Source organism: Hoeflea sp. TYP-13 (genome assembly GCF_040932035.1).
In the GTDB taxonomy this organism is placed as follows: Bacteria; Pseudomonadota; Alphaproteobacteria; order Rhizobiales; family Rhizobiaceae; genus Hoeflea_A.
Window position 1 is genome coordinate 293,752 of sequence record NZ_JBFRBB010000001.1, and the last position, 18,485, is coordinate 312,236.

17 protein-coding genes are annotated in these 18,485 nt (G+C 58.1%); 3 read left to right on the forward strand and 14 right to left on the reverse strand.

The features are described 5' to 3' along the window. Positions 1-45: 45 nt before the first annotated feature. Positions 46-1,635, reverse strand: coding sequence for an exodeoxyribonuclease VII large subunit (xseA, locus tag ABVT35_RS01365; protein WP_368464372.1), 1,590 nt, complete (start codon positions 1,633-1,635; stop codon positions 46-48). A gap of 56 nt (positions 1,636-1,691) precedes the next feature. Next, positions 1,692-2,636: a LysR substrate-binding domain-containing protein gene (locus ABVT35_RS01370; protein ID WP_368464373.1), complete on the reverse strand. Its 945-nt coding sequence runs from the start codon at positions 2,634-2,636 to the stop codon at positions 1,692-1,694. 213 nt (positions 2,637-2,849) lie between these two features. On the opposite strand from ABVT35_RS01370, the gene ABVT35_RS01375 reads away from it, so the two are divergent. Further along, entirely contained in the window at positions 2,850-3,125 is a 276-nt protein-coding gene (locus ABVT35_RS01375) for a DUF1127 domain-containing protein (protein ID WP_368464375.1), read from the forward strand. Positions 3,126-3,401: 276 nt separating this feature from the next. Here ABVT35_RS01375 and ABVT35_RS01380 read toward each other — a convergent pair whose 3' ends face one another. Continuing rightward, complete coding sequence (locus tag ABVT35_RS01380; protein WP_368464377.1) at positions 3,402-4,715, reverse strand: hypothetical protein; 1,314 nt, start codon at positions 4,713-4,715, stop codon at positions 3,402-3,404. A gap of 775 nt (positions 4,716-5,490) precedes the next feature. Here ABVT35_RS01380 and ABVT35_RS01385 point away from each other — a divergent pair. After that, on the forward strand, positions 5,491-6,675 hold the full coding sequence (locus ABVT35_RS01385; RefSeq protein ID WP_368464378.1) for a CynX/NimT family MFS transporter: 1,185 nt from the start codon (positions 5,491-5,493) through the stop codon (positions 6,673-6,675). 90 nt (positions 6,676-6,765) lie between these two features. On the opposite strand, the gene ABVT35_RS01390 is transcribed toward ABVT35_RS01385, so the two are convergent. The 8 genes from ABVT35_RS01390 to ABVT35_RS01425 all read right to left on the reverse strand — a co-directional run bounded on the left by ABVT35_RS01390 (position 6,766) and on the right by ABVT35_RS01425 (position 13,566). Continuing rightward, positions 6,766-7,344, reverse strand: coding sequence for a hypothetical protein (locus ABVT35_RS01390; protein ID WP_368464380.1), 579 nt, complete (start codon positions 7,342-7,344; stop codon positions 6,766-6,768). 63 nt (positions 7,345-7,407) lie between these two features. Beyond that, positions 7,408-8,208, reverse strand: coding sequence for a DUF937 domain-containing protein (locus ABVT35_RS01395; protein WP_368464382.1), 801 nt, complete (start codon positions 8,206-8,208; stop codon positions 7,408-7,410). 131 nt (positions 8,209-8,339) lie between these two features. After that, entirely contained in the window at positions 8,340-9,713 is a 1,374-nt protein-coding gene (locus tag ABVT35_RS01400; RefSeq protein WP_368464384.1) for a glutamate--cysteine ligase, read from the reverse strand. A gap of 195 nt (positions 9,714-9,908) precedes the next feature. Beyond that, entirely contained in the window at positions 9,909-10,643 is a 735-nt protein-coding gene (locus tag ABVT35_RS01405) for a 16S rRNA (uracil(1498)-N(3))-methyltransferase (RefSeq protein ID WP_368464386.1), read from the reverse strand. 31 nt (positions 10,644-10,674) lie between these two features. Further along, complete coding sequence (locus tag ABVT35_RS01410; protein WP_368464388.1) at positions 10,675-11,304, reverse strand: hypothetical protein; 630 nt, start codon at positions 11,302-11,304, stop codon at positions 10,675-10,677. Positions 11,305-11,323: 19 nt separating this feature from the next. After that, complete coding sequence (locus tag ABVT35_RS01415; protein ID WP_368464390.1) at positions 11,324-11,947, reverse strand: thioredoxin family protein; 624 nt, start codon at positions 11,945-11,947, stop codon at positions 11,324-11,326. Positions 11,948-12,021: 74 nt separating this feature from the next. Continuing rightward, positions 12,022-12,654: a LysE family translocator gene (locus ABVT35_RS01420; protein ID WP_368464393.1), complete on the reverse strand. Its 633-nt coding sequence runs from the start codon at positions 12,652-12,654 to the stop codon at positions 12,022-12,024. Between the two features lie 108 nt (positions 12,655-12,762). After that, complete coding sequence (locus tag ABVT35_RS01425) at positions 12,763-13,566, reverse strand: FadR/GntR family transcriptional regulator (RefSeq protein WP_368464395.1); 804 nt, start codon at positions 13,564-13,566, stop codon at positions 12,763-12,765. Positions 13,567-13,831: 265 nt separating this feature from the next. Here ABVT35_RS01425 and ABVT35_RS01430 point away from each other — a divergent pair, with 265 nt between their 5' ends. Continuing rightward, on the forward strand, positions 13,832-15,109 hold the full coding sequence (locus tag ABVT35_RS01430) for a DUF3422 family protein (protein ID WP_368464396.1): 1,278 nt from the start codon (positions 13,832-13,834) through the stop codon (positions 15,107-15,109). Positions 15,110-15,136: 27 nt separating this feature from the next. Here ABVT35_RS01430 and ABVT35_RS01435 read toward each other — a convergent pair whose 3' ends face one another. The 3 genes from ABVT35_RS01435 to ABVT35_RS01445 all read right to left on the reverse strand — a co-directional run bounded on the left by ABVT35_RS01435 (position 15,137) and on the right by ABVT35_RS01445 (position 18,480). Next, the gene (locus tag ABVT35_RS01435) at positions 15,137-15,805 is read right to left on the reverse strand and encodes a hemolysin III family protein (protein ID WP_368464397.1); all 669 of its coding nucleotides are present in this window, start codon (positions 15,803-15,805) and stop codon (positions 15,137-15,139) included. A 327-nt stretch (positions 15,806-16,132) separates the two neighbouring features. Continuing rightward, positions 16,133-16,840 (reverse strand): DUF4336 domain-containing protein, encoded by a 708-nt coding sequence (locus ABVT35_RS01440; RefSeq protein ID WP_368464398.1) that lies wholly within the window; start codon positions 16,838-16,840, stop codon positions 16,133-16,135. Between the two features lie 125 nt (positions 16,841-16,965). Then, entirely contained in the window at positions 16,966-18,480 is a 1,515-nt protein-coding gene (locus ABVT35_RS01445; RefSeq protein ID WP_368464400.1) for a tripartite tricarboxylate transporter permease, read from the reverse strand. Between the last annotated feature and the right edge of the window lie 5 nt (positions 18,481-18,485).

Genomic DNA, 18,485 nt, shown 5'->3' on the forward strand with positions numbered 1-18,485 from the left:
ATGGAACAGGCGGCGTGTAAAACAGCAACCGGTCAGAGCAACGGCCTAGAAAAGACTGCCCTGATCCTTGCTGCCCTTCGGTGATTTGCCTTCGGCTTTCTTTGCCGCCGGTTTGCGGCGTGCGGGTGCCGCATCGCCGTCTGCGGTAACCGCATTAACGCGGCCGTCGGCAAATTCAAGCGATATGGCATCGCCGCTCGCCAGCGAGGCAGCGCTGTCAACGGCCCGTTCCTTGGCGTCGCGAACAACGGCATATCCGCGCTTGAGCACATTACGATAGGACATGGAGGTCAGGAGCCGCGCCGCTTCCTGCAACTGACGGCTCCGCCTTTCAGATAGCAGAGATACGATCTCTCCGGATCGTCTTGCAAGGACCTGCAGCCGGTCGTGGCTGCGGGCAATCCTGTCGGTCGCCGGGCGCAGGGTAAGCCGGGCAGCCGCATTGGAAAGGCGGGCCGAGGACCGGTCGATCTGCCGCTCCACCTGCCGTTCGGCCCGAACACCGAATTCGGCGATCATCTGCCTTTTTTCCAGCACCCTGCGCTGCAGCGTTGCCGGTGTAAGCTGCGCGGCGCGGCGTTCGAAAAGCTGCCGCTTGTTTGCGGTGTTGAGTTGCAGCGCGCGGCCAAGACCGCCGGCACTTTCGTCGAAGCGGCGGCGCGGCAGCGCCAGAAGCATATCGATCGAGGGCAGGGCGCGGGCAAGCGCCCTTACATTCTGGCGGTTGGTATCGAGCGCTCGCGAAATGCTGCCTGACAGACGTGCTGAAATTGCCGCAAGGTTGGCTTCAAGCTCGGCCTTGACCGGCACTGCCATTTCCGCCGCGCCGGTCGGTGTTGGCGCACGCACATCCGCCGCATGGTCGAGCAGCGTCCAGTCTGTTTCGTGCCCGACGGCCGAGATCAGCGGGATATCGGATTCAGCGGCGGCCCGTACGACCGCTTCGTCGTTGAAGCCCCAAAGATCCTCAAGGCTGCCGCCGCCGCGCGCGACGATGAGCACGTCCGGCCGCGCGATCGCGTCGCCCGGCTGAAGTGCGTTAAAGCCCCGGATTGCCGCGGCAACCTCATCACCGCTGGTTTCACCCTGCACGCGCACCGGCCAGACGACAACGTGGACGGGAAAGCGATCGGTGATGCGATGCAGGATATCGCGAATGACCGCGCCGGTTGGCGACGTCACCACACCGATTACTTTTGGCATGTGCGGCAAAAGCTGCTTGCGGCCCTCGTCGAAAAGGCCTTCGGCGGCGAGCTTCTTGCGCCGCTCTTCCAGCAGCGCCATCAGTGCGCCGGCACCGGCCGGCTCGAGCGATTCAATGACGATCTGGTATTTCGAAGAGCCGGGATAGGTCGTTACCTTGCCGGTGGCGATCATCTCCATGCCTTCTTCGGGCTTGAATTTGAGCTTGGAGAATACGCCGCGCCAGACCACCGCCTCGATGCGCGCCCGGTCGTCCTTCAGCGAAAAATAGGCATGGCCCGATGAATGCGGCCCGCGATAGCCGGATATCTCGCCGCGGATGCGCACATGCCCGAAGGCATCCTCCACCGTGCGTTTGATGGAGCCGGAAATTTCGCTGACCGTATATTCGGCCAGGTTGCTTTGCGAATCGTCGAAGAAAGACTGAGCCATTAATCTATAGCGCCCGGATGATCGCCCACGGTCAAGGGTGGAATTGGCGCGAAGCGCTACCAGCTTGAAAACATCAGTCCGCTTTTGCTGCGATTGCGGCTCTTTCGCTGACCGGACCGGCTGTCGTTTTCCTCGTCCGGCGACGTCATGTTGTCGAGGCTCGCTGCGATGTGATCGGTGATCGCGTCCATCAGCACCGTCGGAACACCCGGTCTTCTGATCATGCCGATCTCGGCCGGCGGCAGGGCGGGAAATCCGTCGGCCGGCGTCAGGATACGCATGCCCGGCCGCAGCGCCGATTCCGGCAGGAGCGAAACAGCAAGGCCCGCCAGCACGGCCGATGCGACAACGGTCGAGGACCAGCTTGTGAAAAGCACGCTGTATTCGCGGCCGACGGAATCAAGCGCCGCGCAGCCTAGCTGGCGCCAGTCGCAATTGCGGCGCCCGACGGCGAGCGGCACCGGCACCTCCGCGTGCACCGAATGCGCCATTGAGGTCACCCATAAAAGCGGTTCCGAGCGAACCAGGATGGAATTTCTGACCTTCGGGTTATGCGTGACAAGGGCAATGTCCAGCTCGTTGCGGTTCAGTTTTTCAACGAGGTCCTTGGAGGGCTCGCAGGTGATTGTCAGTTCGACGTTCGGATTGGTCTTGGCAAAGCGGGCGATTATGTCCGGCATGTATCGGTCCGCATAGTCGTCGGGCGTGCCGAGACGAATGGTGCCGGCCAGCGCTTCCTCGTCGAAGGCCGCAAGGGTCTCGTTGTTGAGCCGCACCAGCCGGCGCGCATAGGCAAGCAGGCGTTCGCCGTCGCTTGTCAGGCGGTTTATCCGGCCGTCCTTTTCGAACAGGGATTTTCCGACCCGCTCCTCCAGCCGCCGCATCTGCATCGAAACGGCCGACTGGGTCTTGTTGACCTCCGTGGCAGCGCGCGTGAAGCTGCCCATGTCGACAATCGCGATAAAGGTTCTCAGCTGGTCGATATCGAGCGGCGCCGCCATATTCCCGTCCATCAAAAATAATGATCTTTATCATTAAAAACATTCACTAGACTAATTAGTCAAGCTTTGAAATATTCACCTTGCCGAACTCCTCGAGTGCCGGCGGCGGCGTGTTTCCAAAATTCGATACCTGATTTGCTGACAACGATTCATGCCGTGATTACAGGAGCCTGATTGTCTGATGGGACGGCGGGCTCGGAAAGGAGAGATGAAATGACCATCATTCATAAAAGCCTCGATACCCCGATCACAGGCAAACGCAGAGTGTTTCTGCAAGCAGCATGGACAAAGATTGTCTCTCTTTTTGGCCGCTATCATAATCGGCGTTCCGTGTACAAGCTGAATGAGTTCAACGATCATCAGCTTGCCGATATCGGCCTGACGCGTGACGACCTTCGTTACGCGTTGCGTGGCGGTCCGTTCGATGATCATTCGATGGATCTGATGCGGGCGGCGATGCGCCGCCGTTCACGGCTTAACCAGCACTGATAGCGCCGAAAGGCCTGAATTAGACGCCCGCCATCCCTCCCGGCGGGCGCCGACCGCGGCGAATGCGCCTTTCCCCAAGCGCTTCTCCCGACGCCGCTTCCCCAGCGGGTCGCATGCCCTGTGCCCGCTCCTTCCCGGCGACTGCTGTGACAGTCGTCGGGCTTTTCATATGTTATGCACCAAGTATCTGGTGCCTGCTTTGAGCCCTTCCCGGACCTTCACAACGATACGACTTTTGCTTATCCGTGCCCTAGGTCAAATACTCCCTGACCGCAACTAGCAGTCGCGGGGCCGTCTATCGAGAGCTTCCGCGACAACGAGAGCGATCGTTTCACTCCGGCTAGTGCCATACGCTAGCGACCTCAAGGCGCCCATTGTAAGAGAGCTGGTATGTGGGTCGACAATGTAGCGGAGCAGTCGACTCGCAAGGCGGTCGAGTTCTACCGTGCTCCATTTATGCTCAACAGGTAGAAGCAACTCGTGGCCATAGTTATTGCGCACCGAATAAATCTCACGGGCGGCTTTCACGAATTCACGAAATTCTGGGCGTTCGAAACCGGGCTCTGCACCTTCCAATGCAAGCTTTGAGAGGATTTCGAGCAACTGCCTATGTCCTAAAGACCTTAAGACCTCGACTGCTTGAGGTGAACTCTGAGCAGCAGCAACAAACGATTGGCGCAAAAGAGCCTCTATCAGAGCATTGGCTACAACAATAGCCTCAGCGGCGAAACCGTAGGTGAGTAGCCGCTGAATTCGCGATGCGACATCCCAGAAATCAAATCGACGACCTTTTGTTGGATCGGTAAGAGAGAGTGCTGCCGTCCCATCCCGCCAATCAGACAATTCGAAGGAATGTGAGGGTTGGTGCTGGAAAGAGTGAAGGCGAACAACACCAGATTCCATCCGCGCTAGCACCAGGCTGGACCGCAGCAATGTGGCTTCTTGCAAATATCCGGGTGGTGTCCCGCCGTATTCGGTTGTGAAAGCAAGAACTGCCATATTAGCCACCTCAGCGAACATAGCCGTCAAGAAGTAGTGTGCGTAGCTGATAAGCCATTCAACGCTGGGACCTTGCGATTCTCTGCGTCCCGATCTGATGAAGTGCTCTGCGAGAGCATCTTCAAGGAACGGCTTTATATCGTCGAGCACTCTTGGTCGGGAGTTCCGAAAGAGCTTCTGAAGCTTGCTTACTTCAATCTCCACTTCGATGACACCGAGTTGGAGAGGAATGAACTTTATGTCGGGCAAAGAGTTTTCTGACAGGCTGAAAGCCGAACCGAGTACCTCGGCCATATCGCCTGGATTGTCGGGAAGGTTTCTTATTCGGACACCGACTGTAATTGATTGCGCATCTGAGTGAGGAGTGAATTGAAAGGGACGCTCAATGGTTCGGATAATGTGGTCCCATCGCCTGTCAAATATCTTGCAGAGTATCAGACGCTCTACCTTTTCAGCAGGGTCGTGGCCCCTAGGCTTTGTAGGTGCTAGCTCACCCGCCCGTATTTGCTCCATAAGCAATCGAAATACTGGATGAGATTCATCAATTGGGACGAAGCCACAGTTGGTGTCGTATCCAGTCAGTTCACCCATTTCCCCGACGACTTCCATAGCACTGGTTAGTGTCGGCTCGTTGACCGTACACTCGCCGCGCGTAATTTGTTCTTGGAGTAATCTGAAGTCCGTATTCCCCTCGGCAGTGGGAATGAATGAGTTCCCGGCACGATATCCGGTATGGTTCCCCCTCCAATCGTAGGTTTTTGTAACGGATTCCAGAGAATCGCCGATCCTCAATTTTTTCCTCCAAGATTGGTGGTTCTGAATTTTCGAATGCAGTATTCGGGCCAGCGATCAATTGCGCCAATCGTATTCCCACCACTCGTTTAGGCCAAAATAAACTTTCACTTCCCTCCCAACATTCAAATTCAGACCAATTTGTCGAAGGTCTCAAATGTCCGCTTAGCGGTCATTCATTCGGCTCAGTCCTTTTTGCCGCTCTTCAGCATGCTGTCGAAAATTGCGTCGACGTTTTTCTGGTTGTTCTTCTGGACCTTCGTTCGGCCCCAAGCATGGCACCCAGTCAATCCTCCCTTGGCAGGATATCCGCTTTCAGGACCTGCAGTTCGGCTCAAATGCCGAAGAACCTCAGCGTTAGTTCTGCGCTTTCTCTAGGCTTCTCTTCGGCGACGAAGTGGCCGCAGTCCAAAACCTCTTAAGGGTGAATCAGAGTCAATGGAAGGATCAGGAGAGCGACGGCTTGCTCAAGCGAGACATTCTCAATAATTGCAAATGGAAATAATTCCATTTAACTGAGACGGGTTCCGGACCTGAATTCCTTTCGGAGAACCGATTTCGTGCACAAATCCCTATGACCTGGCTGAGAGTGACCATCCTGATCGGCGCGGGCGCTGCCGTTGCGATGCTGGTCGGCAAGGTGCCGGCGGCGTTGCCAGACCTGCAGGCCGAGCTCGGGCTGAGTCTGGTGCAGGCGGGCTGGGTCATCGCCATTTTCAATCTGGTGGCCGCCGCGACAGCGGTGTTTCTGGGAACCGTGTCGGACCAGTTCGGACGGCTCCGGGTCGCGATTTCCGGCATGGTTCTTGCGGCGCTCTCCGGAATCGCGGGCGGGTTTGTCGACAGCGGCGCGGCGCTGCTGGCGACACGGGTGTTCGAGGGTCTCGGCTTCCTGCTGACCACCACCTCCATGCCTGGCCTTATCCTACACGCCGTCTCCGAACGGTACATGAAGACGTCGTTTGCGCTATGGGGCATGTACATGCCGGTGGGTTCCGGTTTCATGCTGGCGCTGTCGGGGCTGATCCTGGCACATTTCGACTGGCGGATCCTGTGGTGGCTGACCTCGGTCCTGATCCTTGTCGTGGCGTTTCCGGTCTACCGGGTGGGGTGCGGCCTTGGAGAGGGTGCGCGGCGACCGGAGGCAAAACCGCGCCTGTGGCAAAGCCTGGAGCATGCTCTAGGCATGGGCCCGATGCTGCTCAGCACCCTCTTCGCCTTCTATGCCGGCCAGTACCTGATCGTCGCCGGATTTCTTCCGCTGATCCTCGTCGAACTGAACGGTTTCACGCCGTCGGGCGCGGCGGCGGTCGGTGCATTTGCGGTCTTCTGCAACGCCGCTGGAAACATGCTCTCCGGCTGGCTGCACGACCGTGGTGTCCGCTCCACGACACTGATCCTCGTGGGCTGTGCGGCCATGGCGATCGGCGGGTCGATCGTGCTGCTGGACGGTATTTCAGGCCTCTTGCGAACCGTTGCGGCCGGCGGATTGTTCATTTGCACGGGACTGATCCCGAGTTCGCTGTTTGCACTGATTCCCGACCACGCGCCCGATCGCTCGGTCATTGCGACGGTCAGCGGCATTGTCATGCAGGGCGCCGCCGTCGGCCAGCTGGTCGGACCGCCGATCGGCGCCGCTATCGTCGCCTCGAGCGGTGCCTGGCATGGCGCGATTCCGGTGGTGCTGGTGTGTGCGGCGATCTCCGCGGGCTGTGCGCTGCTGCTGCGCCGGACCGGGCCGCGTGGGCAGACCGGCTAACCCGGGTACCGACCACATCACTCAAAACCTCCGAGCAGCCTAATACGCGAATGCAAGTTTGGCGAAGGACCGCTCAGAGCCCATAATGGCCTAAAGCTTGTCCGGTCGATCGGACATCCATGATCCGAATTTCGATTCAAGATGACGTATCTTTTCGGTTTGGTGGCATATTATGTCAAAGCCGCCATCATACGGCGCAAACACTGTCTTCTCGTTATCTGAAAATAGGATCGCCCTCTCTCTGTCTTCGGCAATGTTAGTGAAAAGCCAATCCTGGGAGGAATGTTTCCAGTCAATCCTGACGACAAAAAACATTGCTTGAGCCTGATATTCAGGCTCCTCCTGCTCATCGACCCACGATATTGCTGGAGTCATATCCAGCCGAGAAACTAAGTCGTTTTCAAAACCTTCCCACCTGGCGGTCACGAGCCAGAGGTTTTTTGAGTCGTCAAAACACTCTTCAACTAGTGTATTGGCTCTCGAAAGTATGGTCTCGCATTCAGTTTCAGTGTCGGCGTACCGCTTCGAATTTGGGAGAGCGTGGAACCTTGTCCAAATATGTTGGAAATTGTATCGCAAGACGTGGCCAAGAGGCGGAGTAGAGCCAAATGCTGCGCTCCAGACACGCGAAAAATCACTCTGCAATTTGAATTCCCTTACCGTTTTCATAGCCAGTTGGTTATCCTAGGAATTTACGGCAGCTTCGTCCCGCTTAGCGGTCATTCATTCGGCTCAGTCCTTTTTGCCGCTCTTCAGCATGCTGTCGAAGATTGCGTCGACGTTTTTCTGATAGTCCTTCTGGACCTTAGTGCCGGCCTCGAACATGTCGCCTAGAAATTTGCCGTAGAGGTTTTCCGGCTCTTCCTCTTTCGCTTCTTCGTTTTGCGGCATGCCGGGGAAACCGGCCTTCATCATGTTTTCCATGAATTCGGCAAAGGGATTTACGGGCGGTTCCGATTTCTTTTCCTGCTGCGCGGCGTTGCCGAAGGTGTTCTCCATCATCTTGCCCAGCTGCCCGGTGAACTCGGCTGCCTGCTTTTGCGAAGCCGCGGCCTGCGTCATCATCTGCGAGAACATGTCGGCAAACGGATTGCCGCTGCCGTCTTTCTGCCCACCCGCCGTCTGGTTGAACAGCCCGCCCATGAGCACGGAGGCAACGACCGGCATCATCTGCTTGTAAATATCCTGCGCGATGCCGGTGGCAAGCGCCGCCTGCTGCGCGACTGCGCGGCTGACATCCTTGGAGCCGAATATATGGCCGAGCATGGTGTTGCCTTCCGCAATACCCTGGGGTGTGAAAGCATCAGCCATATTGTTGAAATAGTCGGCATAGTGACCGCCGGCCAGCGCCTGCATGAAGCCGCCGAGATCCTGCGGATTGAATGTGTTGCGCCTCAGTCCGGTGGAAAAAGCCGGCATCAGCGCTTCCATGGCGCGCGTTGCCTGGTCGACGCTCAGGTTGAATTGTTTTGCCATGGTGCGCATGGCCTCGCCGTTCTGGGCCTGCATCATCATTTCATAGAGCGGCAGCATGGTCTGATCCTCCTTGTATCGTGATCAGCACGCCTCGCGCGAACCGGTCTCGAAGTTCCATAGAATCAGATTTGGCTTTGTCAGGCAATGCGAGCGGCAAATGATGCCACCTGGCGCATGCAGAAGCCCTGCTAGTAGGCGTAATCCTTGAAAACCGGATCCACGGTTCCGCCCCAGGCACCATGATAGAGATCCAGCAGCTCGCCGGCGCCGGTTTTGCCGCGCGCCACGGATTCTTCCAGAGGCGCGAGGAAGTGGGCCTCGTCATTGTCTTCTTCGTTGAGCTGGTTGCGGGATTGCAGCCCGGCACGCGATATCGCCAGCACTTCGCGTGAGATTTTGTGCAGGTTCCTGCCGCCGATCTCGGCGTCGAATCCGAGCTTCGGTACGCTGTCACGCAGAGCCCGGACGTCCTCGAATCTCCAACTCCTGGTGAGCTCCATGGCAGCTTCGAGCGCACCGTCGTCGTAAAGCAGGCCCACCCAGAATGCGGGCAATGCGCAGATCTTGCGCCACGGGCCACCATCGGCGCCGCGCATTTCGATGAACCTCTTCAACCGTACTTCCGGGAAAAGCGTCGACAGGTGATTGGCCCAATCGCCCATATTCGGAATGCCATCCGGCACGTCTTTCGCTAGAGCGCCGTTCATGAACTGGCGGAACGTCACATGGGTGCAGTCGTAATAGTGACCGTCGCGGACGATGAAATACATCGGCACGTCGAGCGCCCAGTTGGCATAGTCGGCAAATCCGAATTCATCGGAAAAAACGAACGGCAGGACGCCGGTGCGGTCATTGTCGGTGTCGCGCCAGATGTCCGCGCGCCACGAAAGCAGCCCGTTCGGCTTCCCGTCGGTAAAGGGTGACAGCGCAAAGAGCGCGGTTGCCAGCGGCTGCAGGCACATCGAGACCTGCATTTTGCGGCGCATATCGGCCTCAGAGGAAAAGTCGAGGTTCACCTGGATGGTGCAGGTGCGATACATCATGTCGATACCCTGGCTGCCGACCTTCGGCATGTAGTTCGTCATGATGTCGTAGCGGGATTTGGGCATGCGCGGCGTCTGTTCGCGTGTCCACAAGGGACTTCCGCCAAGACCCAGGAAGCCTATGCCCAGCGGTTCGGCTATCTCGCGCAACTGCGACAGATGCGAATTGGATTCGCGGCAGGTCTGGTGGATGTTCTCAAGTGGTGCGCCTGAAAGCTCAAACTGTCCGCCCGGCTCCAGCGAGATGGCACCCATGCCGGTCGGTTCGACGAGGCCGATGATCTTGCCTTCATCAAGGATCTCCTCCCAGCCGAGCACATCGCGCATTCCCTTCAACAGGGCCGAGATCGAACGCTCGCCTTCATAGGGAACGGGCGAATTGTCATCCAGGAAGAAAGCGAATTTCTCATGCTCGGTTCCGATGCGGAATTCCTCTTTCGGCTTGCAGCCCTCTGCAAGGTGGGAAATCAGCTCGTCTACTGAGGAAACCGGTGTCTGGTCGGTGGTGTCACGCGCCATATGTTAAATCTCGACTGTGGCCATCCGGGCATCCCCCCGGCCGATGCAATATTCACGGGTACCGGCACTTGTTAAAGTGCGTCTGCGCTGCTTGGACCGGATTGCGGCTTCGCGCAAGCAAAAATCGTTGATCGCTGCGTTCAGTAAAAGTTTATCAATGGAATGCTTCACGTTCATTATGCCGTGCGTTGAGCTTCACCAGTCGCCGATTGTCGACTGAATGACGGCCATCGCCGCCACGGCCGCGGTGTCGGCGCGAAGGATGCGTGGTCCGAGCGGAATGGCCGTTACAAAGGCGCATGATTGCAGCAATTCGCGTTCTTCGTCCGAAAAGCCGCCCTCCGGTCCGATAAAGACCGCAAGCTCGCGTTCGCTGACCGATTGCAGGATGGCAAGCGGATTGTGTGTCCTGGCCGATTCATCGCAATAGATGATGCGGCGTGCCGGATCCCAGCCTTCCAGCAGCTTTGCCAGTTTGACCGGTTCCCGGCAGTCGGGGATCGACAGGATGCCGCATTGTTCCGCGGCCTCGACGGCGTTGCGCTGCAGGCGGTGGGCAGGGAACCTGCTTGCCTGCGTGTGATGGGTCAGGACCGGCTGAATGACACCGGCGCCCATTTCGACGGCTTTTTGCACAGTGTAGTCGAGCCGCGCCTGTTTCAGCGGCGCAAAAAGATAATGAAGGTCCGACGGCTCCGGCTGCGGCCGCACCAGCTCATTAATCTGCAGGATGAGCCTTTTCTTGCTCTCGAAGTGCAGCTTAGCCGACCACTCGCCGTCACGCCCGTTAAACAGCAGCACCTCGCTGTCCTGGCTCATTCTGAGCACGTGGGCGAGATAGTTGAACTGCTCCTTGTCGGTCGGGACCGTGCCGCTGCTTTCAAGATCGGCCTCAACATATAGCCGCTGCATTTTGTAATTCGCTCGCATGGCTGCTGTGTGCCCGACTGTTCGATGAAACTCAAGCGTTTGCAGAAGGGTGAAATTGCGGCCTGTAGCCGTTGCGCAGCGCTGCAATGGTTGACGGCGGTGTCAAAAGCACAAGTTTTCCGCCCGCAAGGAGGCTTTCATGTTCCCTCTGGCTAAGTTGACGGTATCCGTCAAAACGCCACTGCGAACAGCCGTTCGCGCCGACCGCAAAACAGTCCGTATCCGACGCGAACATCGCACCGGTTGGCAATGTCTCAACCTCTTTGCGGGTGATTGCGATCGACCGGCCGCCCGACACGCAACGCTCCCTATGGAGGCGATCGTCCATGTCATCGGCACGCATAGGCCCGCCCGGAAATGCGGCGGCATAGGATTTCGCATCGGCGTTGCGGCACTCGAAACAGGGACGGTGACCGGCAGCCAGCGCCGTCACCTCATCGAGGAAAAACAGCTCCGTGTAGCTGTTTGGTGACATCACCTGACGGTGCCGGCCCCGAAACTCGGTAACGCAGACAATCCAGCGCTTGCTGGCCCAGCGGCATGTGGTCAGCGTGCGTGTTGACGCATCATGCATGCGCCCGCCGCGATTGCCCATCATCAGGCCGCGCGCCGGGTTGCTTTCGATCCTGCCAAAAGGGGAAACACGGTTCTGGAGTGTCATTGCCGTTCGGTTCCGCGCTTCACTCCCAGATCGACACATCCTTGCCTTCGGCTCGCAGACGGTCAGCACGGGCGTTCAGAAATTTCTGGAAATGCTCCTTCTCGTGATGTCCGTCGGAAATATATTCGAACATCGTGACAAAGTGGAAAGGCTTGAAGTAGCCCGGAACCGTCATGGCCGAAAGTTGCATGCCGGTCTTGCCTTCCTCAGCTGAGCTATCGGCCGGAAAAAACAGGACCGTCGGCGTGAAAATGACATTCCAGCGCCGCGCAAGGGCACGCTCTTCCATCGCTTCACCGTCGAAATCAGTGACTTCGCGGGACCCGTTAAGGTCGAGCTGCAAGACGTTGAAGCGTTCCTTGATATAACCGACGATCTCGGGATCGCGAAGGTTGACCCGGTGCAGTTCCCGGCAATAGGGGCATCCGCTCTGCTCGAAAATGACAACCAGCCCCTTGCCCTCGTCGGCGGCCTCGGAAAGATCGTCGCCAAGATCGAGGAACGACTGCACGAACCAGTCGGGCTTGTGCATTCCGTCGTCGCCAATGGGTGTTTCCGGCAGCAGCTCATTGCTTGAGGCCGACACCGGCGCCATGAACAGGGCGAGCCCCGCCAATAATGCGAAGATAGCTGTGCGTCCCATGGAAGTTCCTCCCTCGCGAACTGTAGGAAAACTATAGACGCATCGCGCTGGCCGACCAAGAAGAGGCCGGAACTTCAGGCGGTCCTGCGCGCCAGCACCGAAAACACACCCGCGCCGATGAGGAAACACGCGCCGGTCCGGGTCGCGGTGCGCAGCACCGAAGGACGCCGGATAACATTGCGTGCGCTGCTTGCGAGCATCGCGTAGGCCCAGGCATTGACGATCCCGAGCACCACGAAAATAAGTACGAAAACGGCGGCCTGTGGCGCGAATGGTGCTTTGGACGAAATGAATTGCGGCACGAACGCCATGAAGAAGATAATGCCCTTGGGATTGAGCAGTGTGACCAGGAAGGAATCGCGGAAGACCGAGCGCCGGCTGCCTTTGGCGGGCAGGGATTCGATGTCCGGAATGGTCACCGGCGTCATCCACATCTTGACGCCGATATAGATGAGATAGGCGGCTCCGGCCCATTTGACCGCCGCAAAGACGGTCGCCGACGCTGCGAGGATCGTGCCGACGCCGATAATCGAAAGCGAGGCTGCCGCAAGGTCACCGAGGCCAACGCCGACGACACTTGCCAGCGCAACCCGCTTGCCATGGGCAAGCGCCTGCGCAACGACCATGATGATGGTCGGGCCGGGGATGATGAGCAGCACGAAACTGGCCACGATAAATGTCAGCAGGGTTTCGTATGAAACGGGCATTCCGACGACCTTTGCCAAATGAATAAAGATACTCAGGACACTAAACGCAGATCCGGCACCAAAAAGCGACCAGGAAATGCGCGGCACCCGGCCGCAGGATTTGCGCACTCATTCGGTCTTTTGCTTTTTGCCGCCGCCCTTTTGCCCGCGCTGCTGCAGCCGAAGGTTTGCTACCCGCACCCAGTCATTGGCGCGTTCGGCCTGTTTAAGCGTGCGGGCCACGAATTCCATATGGTTTTCGGCGGCGCGTTTTGCCATGTCCGGATTGCTGGCGGCAATGGCCTCGAATATAGCAATGTGTTGCTCGAGAAGCCGGTCGCGTGATCCCGAATACTGGTAGATCAGTGCCCGGTTGAAAAAGACGCCGTTGCTGAGTAGCCGGTAGCAGGATCGCAGCGTATGCAGAAGGATAATATTGTGGGCCGCTTCGCCGATGGCGCTGTGAAATTCCACATCAAGCGCCGCTTCCCGGTCGAAATCCTCCTGTGCATGGGCCTCGCGCATGGATTCGACAATGCCTTGCAACAGATCCTTGTCGGCCTTTGTTGCGCGTTCGGCTGCAAAGGCTGCGGTTATTCCCTCGACCTCGTGACGGTATTCCAGGTAGTCGTATGTTGCGCGCCTGTGGCGGGCGATCAGATCCATAACCGGCTGGCTGAAAATTTCGCCGATTACATCGGCAATGAATGTCCCGCCCCCATGCCGGCTGGTTAAAAGTCCGCGCTGTTCCAGGGTTTTAAGCGCTTCCCTTAGAATGGGGCGCGAAACATCGAAGCGGCGCGCAAGCTCCCGCTCGCCCGGCAGGCGGTCGCCGACCCGCAACACACCGTCGAGGATGAGCGATTCCACCTGCTGCACGACCTCGTCCGCCGTTCGGCCATGTTCGACCTTGGAAAATATGTCACTGGCCATGGGCTCAAGTCTGTCCTTTTTCAGGGCTGCCGCTTTCAAAACGAACCGGTCTTCCGGCCGCTGCGCTGATGCTAACAAGCGCCGGTAAAATTGGTCAATAAATATATCCACTTGTTGTCGTGGTGGGGTTTTGCCGGTTCGACAGCAGCAATTTACCGTTTGTGCGCATTTCTAAGCCACCCCGTCGCCTTTATTGCCGCAATCGCCCTTGCCCGCTGGGGCCGATGCGGCATAAATACGCGAAAATATGCCCCGGGGGATAAACATGGCCAAAGGCAGTTTCGGATTTCCGATCGCCAAGGATAGACCGTTGGCGCTGGGCGAGGTCCATGCCAGGCCCTATCCGCTGATCAGATCGCCACGCGTGATCATCCAACTCGCCTTCATGACCGACGGCGGCTCGTCGGTTGACAATGCGGTATTGGCGGAGCTGAGCCGTGCGCGCGGCGTTGCCGCGCCTCAGGCTGACGCGCGCCACTATGTCATGAGTTGGGGGACCGGGTCGCTGCGCTGGGAGCGGCACACAGAGTTTTCGACCTATTTCTACGAGGGCGCGGCCCCTGAAGATTTTGGCGGGGCGATCACCGATCATCCGTTCGGCGACGGCTTCAGCCCGCCCGGCAGCCTGATATCGGGCGTCCGGCTGGAAGTGCGCAAATGGACCGAAGATGCCGAAAAGGCGGTGGACACTTTCGATCCGACGAGCCTGTGTTTCTCAGAGCTGGACGGTGGAGCCGCGGCGGCCGTCACCGACTTTCGCCAGGACAAGGATGGATTGACCCGCATATTGCTGCTTGAAAAGGGGCTGACGCCGGCCCGGGTGGGTGCACTTGCCCAGCGGCTGATTGAGATCGAGACCTATCGGACGCTGGCAATGCTCGCCCTGCCGCTTGCCAATTCGCTGTCGCCGCAGATGCGGCGCATCGAGGACGGGCTGACCGTCGTGACCCAGCGCATGCGGCAGGAGGCAAAGACCGGAAGCGACGAGATGCTCGGCGAAATAACGGCACTTGCCGCCGAACTCGAGGCGGGCGCCGCCGCCAGCCTTTACCGTTTCGGTGCCAGCCGCGCCTATGACGGCATCGTCCAGGAACGCATCGCCTCGCTGCACGAAAAGGCCGCCGCCGGCTACGGAACCTGGGGCGCGTTCCTGCAGCGCCGCCTCGCGCCGGCCATGCGCACCTGCCGGTCGATCGAGGAGCGCCAGGCAAGCCTTTCACGCAAGCTGGCTCGAGCAACCGCGCTTTTGCGAAGCTGGGTCGATCTCGAACTGCAGCGGCAAAACAGCGAACTGCTTACATCGATGAATCGGCGCGCCAAGCTGCAACTACGCCTGCAGCAGACGGTCGAAGGCCTGTCGGTGGCTGCGGTTTCCTATTATGTAGTGGGTCTTTTCGGCTATATCGCCAAGGCGGCCAAGGATGCGGGTCTTCCGGTCAATCCGAGCCTTGCGACGGGACTTGCCGTTCCGGTGATTGTCCTCATCATCTGGTGGATGGTCCGGCGTATCCGCAAGCACCACAGCGACACCGAAAAGGTCTAAGGCCCGGAACTGGACCCTGAGAACACGCTAGCCGTTAATCGGCAAGTTGGCGATCAAGACAGCAACAGCAATAAAAAACAACACACTGCCCATCAGCACAAAGACGTGCCAAATCGTGTTGTGGAACGGTAGTCGCGCTGCCAGGTGAAATCCCACGCCCACGGTATAGACGATGCCGCCGGCAATGACCGGCAACAAAACCGCCGACGGAAGCCCCGCAATGATCGGACCGCCGGCGAGCAGAACAGCCCAGCCCATAGTGAGATAAAGCGCCAGCGCAAACCACCTGAACCTGCCGGGTGCGAGCATTTTCAGGAGCGAGCCAACGGTCGCGGCCCCCCAGAGGCCGGCCAGAAGCCCTGTCGCCGGAACGCCTGACACGAGCACAAAGGGTGTGTAGGTTCCGGCAATTTTTATGTAAATCGCCGAGTGGTCAAGACGGCGTAACAGACCGGTCCACCTTGCGCTGTTGACGATATTGTAGAGCGCCGAAAACGAAAGCATGGCGATCAGTGTCGCTCCATAGATCGAGACCCCCACAACGGAACCAGGCTCTGAACGGAAGACTACCGTGAGCACAATCAACAATGGCACCCCAATCAGGGCCAAAGAGACTCCGATAAGGTGAACGACGCCATCGCTGAGCCGCTCAGCGCGGCTGTATGCGGGGCGGATATTTGCAAAAGATTGAATCACGGTCTCTCTGTATCGTGTTGCAAAAGGGTCGATGAACACCAGTCTTATACACGGTTCATTCCCAGGTTACCTTCTTGGCGGCCTTAAACGACACCTGGGTAATTAAGCTTTGCACTGACTGGCAGTTTGCTCAATGCCAATGGGTGAATATTGGCGCGGCGTCACGCAATTCAATCCGTCTGCTGTGAAACTGCGCCGGAAGTTTGCCGCTTGGCACAAAGTGTCCGCACCCCAGGCGTCGTTGGTCATAAATCCGTTGTGGTTGAACTTGGTCGGTATGTCCGCAAAGTGGTCGTTCAACATTCGAATTGTCATCAACCAAGTTTTTCAAGCGGGTGTTTTCGTCCAGTGGAAGGCCTTCTCGAGAAACCGGCGGCCTTCCGAACTTTGCCACTCGCCGTGAGCCATGATGACGCGCTCAGGATTCCAGGTAAGCACGCGCTGGACGGCGTTTCGCGTTGAGGCACGGTCGAAGAATGACAACCGCCATTCCAGCGGTGCGTATCCCTTACCCTCGACAATCCCCCACATAGGAGCAATCCAGCGCTGCCACCATATCCAGTTGTTCCGGATAAACTCGTCGCTGAAATTCTCCGACAGATCGGCCAGAATTGCGGTGCTGGAACCGCGATGGAAGAAGACGATCTCATCCATCACCCGTGATCCTCGAAACCAGACCTGATCAAATGCTCCTTCCCACTCGGCAGGACACGCGTCTTCAAGCGGCTTTTCGAAGGTGAGGTCAGATCGCTTTCGGATTGTCGATGCCGGTCCCCATAATTTCGCGCCAGGGTATGCGGTCGACCATTCGCCAAGATACAAGTGATGGATTTTGTTCGGACTGACCAGATGTTTCGGATGGCCCAGCTGTTCGATAGCGAACTGAAGCTGAGCGGTGAGGCGGACCGGCGACCACACCCATAAGCCGTTGCTCGGCAGGCGCACGATGACGCTGCGTGTGGGGTAGGCGAAGCCGTAGAAGTTGACGATTTCGCCCTCGGCAATCCAGATGTCCTTTGCAATTTCGGTAAGCAAGGCGTGATTGATCTCCGCTAACTGGTATCAGGCAGCCTCGCCAGCTTGGCTGGGAAGTTCAGTTAAGATAAGGCTAAGTTGGCCTCCACCCACAATAAAATCGAAATCACACGCACCAATTCATATCACGCAGTATTCTGTTCCGTCTCAACGGCCGTTTTGCGCCGGTTTCGCAACGCATAGACAACGGCCCCGACGATCAACAGCACATTGATGGCAACCAGTGTGGCCGATACCGGGCGCTCGAGGAAAATCCAGTACCCTTCGCGCGAAATCAGCAAAGCGCGGCGCAGATTGTTCTCCAGGATCGGACCGAGGATCAGGCCGATGACGATGGGTGAAAGCGGATAATTGGCAGCGCGGAACAGGATGCCGACCAATCCGAAGCCGAGCATCACCATCAGATCGAAGACGGATGCCTGAAGCGCGAATGTGCCGATTGAGCACAGGAGCAGGACGATCGGGATGAGGTAGAGTTTGGGGATACGCAGGACGTATACGAAGAGCGGTGTTATCAGGATGCCGGCAATCAGCAGAAAAATGTTGGACGCCATGTAAACCAGGAAAATACCGCCCACCATGTCCGGCTGCTGCTCGAACAGAATGGGACCCGGCACAAATCCCAGTATGATCAGTGCCCCGAGCAGCATGGCCGAAGACGCATCGCCCGGAATGCCCAAGGCGAGTGAAGGCACCAGCGTTCCGCCGACAGTGGCATTGTTGGCGCTTTCGGTCGCCACAACGCCGCCTTCCGCGCCCTCGCCATATTTTTCGTCCTCCTTGGACCAGGCTTTGGCAATGGCATAGGAAGTAAAGGAACTGATCACCCCGCCCGCACCCGGAAGCGCGCCGAAAAAGACGCCGATACCGGATGATCTCAGAAGGTTCTTCCAGTGTTTCAGCGTCAGCACGATCGAGTAAAGACCCGGGCGGGCGACCTTGACGTTCGGCATCTTCAACAGATCCCTGCCCATGATCTGGTAGGCCATCTCTGAGATGGCGAACAGCCCCACCACGACCGCGACAATGTGAAAGCCGTTCAGCATGTGATGGCTGTCGAATGTAAATCGGTAGCCGGTCGAAAATTCATCGGTGCCGATGGTTGCGAGCAATAGCCCGAAGCATCCCGATATCAGGCCCTTGACCAGCGATCCGCCTGAAATTACCGCGATGGCAAACAGTCCGGTAATCGCAAGGACAGCGTATTCGGGGGGTGCAAATCCGCTTGCAAAGCGGGCGAGAAGCGGCGAGGCGAAAATCAGAACGACGCCGCCAAACAGCCCGCCGATGGCAGAAGCCGATATGGCGATGCCAATGGCGTCGGACGCACGGCCTTTCTGCGCCATCGGATAGCCGTCAAACAGGGTTGCGGCTGCCAGCGGCGTGCCCGGTATGCGCAGCAGGATGGCCGATATCGAGCCGCCGCAGGAGCCGCCGACAAAAATGGCGATCAGGAACCCCATTGCCGCAACCGGCGGCAGGGCGATGGCGACGGGCAGGAGCAGAATGATGCCCATCAGCGGACCAAGACCCGGCAGGGCGCCGACCAGAAGTCCGATCAGTATGCCGACGAAGGTCAGGCCGATAGCGACGGGTGTGAGGAACAGATGAAATCCGGAAGCAAGTGATTCAACCAACATGTGAG

Bases quoted from the DNA above. Each gene is read 5' to 3' on its own strand.
- ABVT35_RS01370 (WP_368464373.1), bottom strand. From the start codon at position 2,636: ATGGCGGCGCCGCTCGATATCGACCAGCTGAGAACCTTTATCGCGATT.
- ABVT35_RS01415 (WP_368464390.1), bottom strand. From the start codon at position 11,947: ATGGGACGCACAGCTATCTTCGCATTATTGGCGGGGCTCGCCCTGTTC.
- ABVT35_RS01425 (WP_368464395.1), bottom strand. From the start codon at position 13,566: ATGGCCAGTGACATATTTTCCAAGGTCGAACATGGCCGAACGGCGGAC.
- ABVT35_RS01420 (WP_368464393.1), bottom strand. From the start codon at position 12,654: ATGCCCGTTTCATACGAAACCCTGCTGACATTTATCGTGGCCAGTTTC.
- ABVT35_RS01410 (WP_368464388.1), bottom strand. From the start codon at position 11,304: ATGACACTCCAGAACCGTGTTTCCCCTTTTGGCAGGATCGAAAGCAAC.
- ABVT35_RS01400 (WP_368464384.1), bottom strand. From the start codon at position 9,713: ATGGCGCGTGACACCACCGACCAGACACCGGTTTCCTCAGTAGACGAG.
- ABVT35_RS01375 (WP_368464375.1), top strand. From the start codon at position 2,850: ATGACCATCATTCATAAAAGCCTCGATACCCCGATCACAGGCAAACGC.
- ABVT35_RS01430 (WP_368464396.1), top strand. From the start codon at position 13,832: ATGGCCAAAGGCAGTTTCGGATTTCCGATCGCCAAGGATAGACCGTTG.
- ABVT35_RS01385 (WP_368464378.1), top strand. From the start codon at position 5,491: ATGACCTGGCTGAGAGTGACCATCCTGATCGGCGCGGGCGCTGCCGTT.
- ABVT35_RS01380 (WP_368464377.1), bottom strand. From the start codon at position 4,715: ATGGGTGAACTGACTGGATACGACACCAACTGTGGCTTCGTCCCAATT.
- ABVT35_RS01405 (WP_368464386.1), bottom strand. From the start codon at position 10,643: ATGCGAGCGAATTACAAAATGCAGCGGCTATATGTTGAGGCCGATCTT.
- ABVT35_RS01395 (WP_368464382.1), bottom strand. From the start codon at position 8,208: ATGCTGCCGCTCTATGAAATGATGATGCAGGCCCAGAACGGCGAGGCC.
- ABVT35_RS01445 (WP_368464400.1), bottom strand. From the start codon at position 18,480: ATGTTGGTTGAATCACTTGCTTCCGGATTTCATCTGTTCCTCACACCC.
- xseA (WP_368464372.1), bottom strand. From the start codon at position 1,635: ATGGCTCAGTCTTTCTTCGACGATTCGCAAAGCAACCTGGCCGAATAT.
- ABVT35_RS01390 (WP_368464380.1), bottom strand. From the start codon at position 7,344: ATGAAAACGGTAAGGGAATTCAAATTGCAGAGTGATTTTTCGCGTGTC.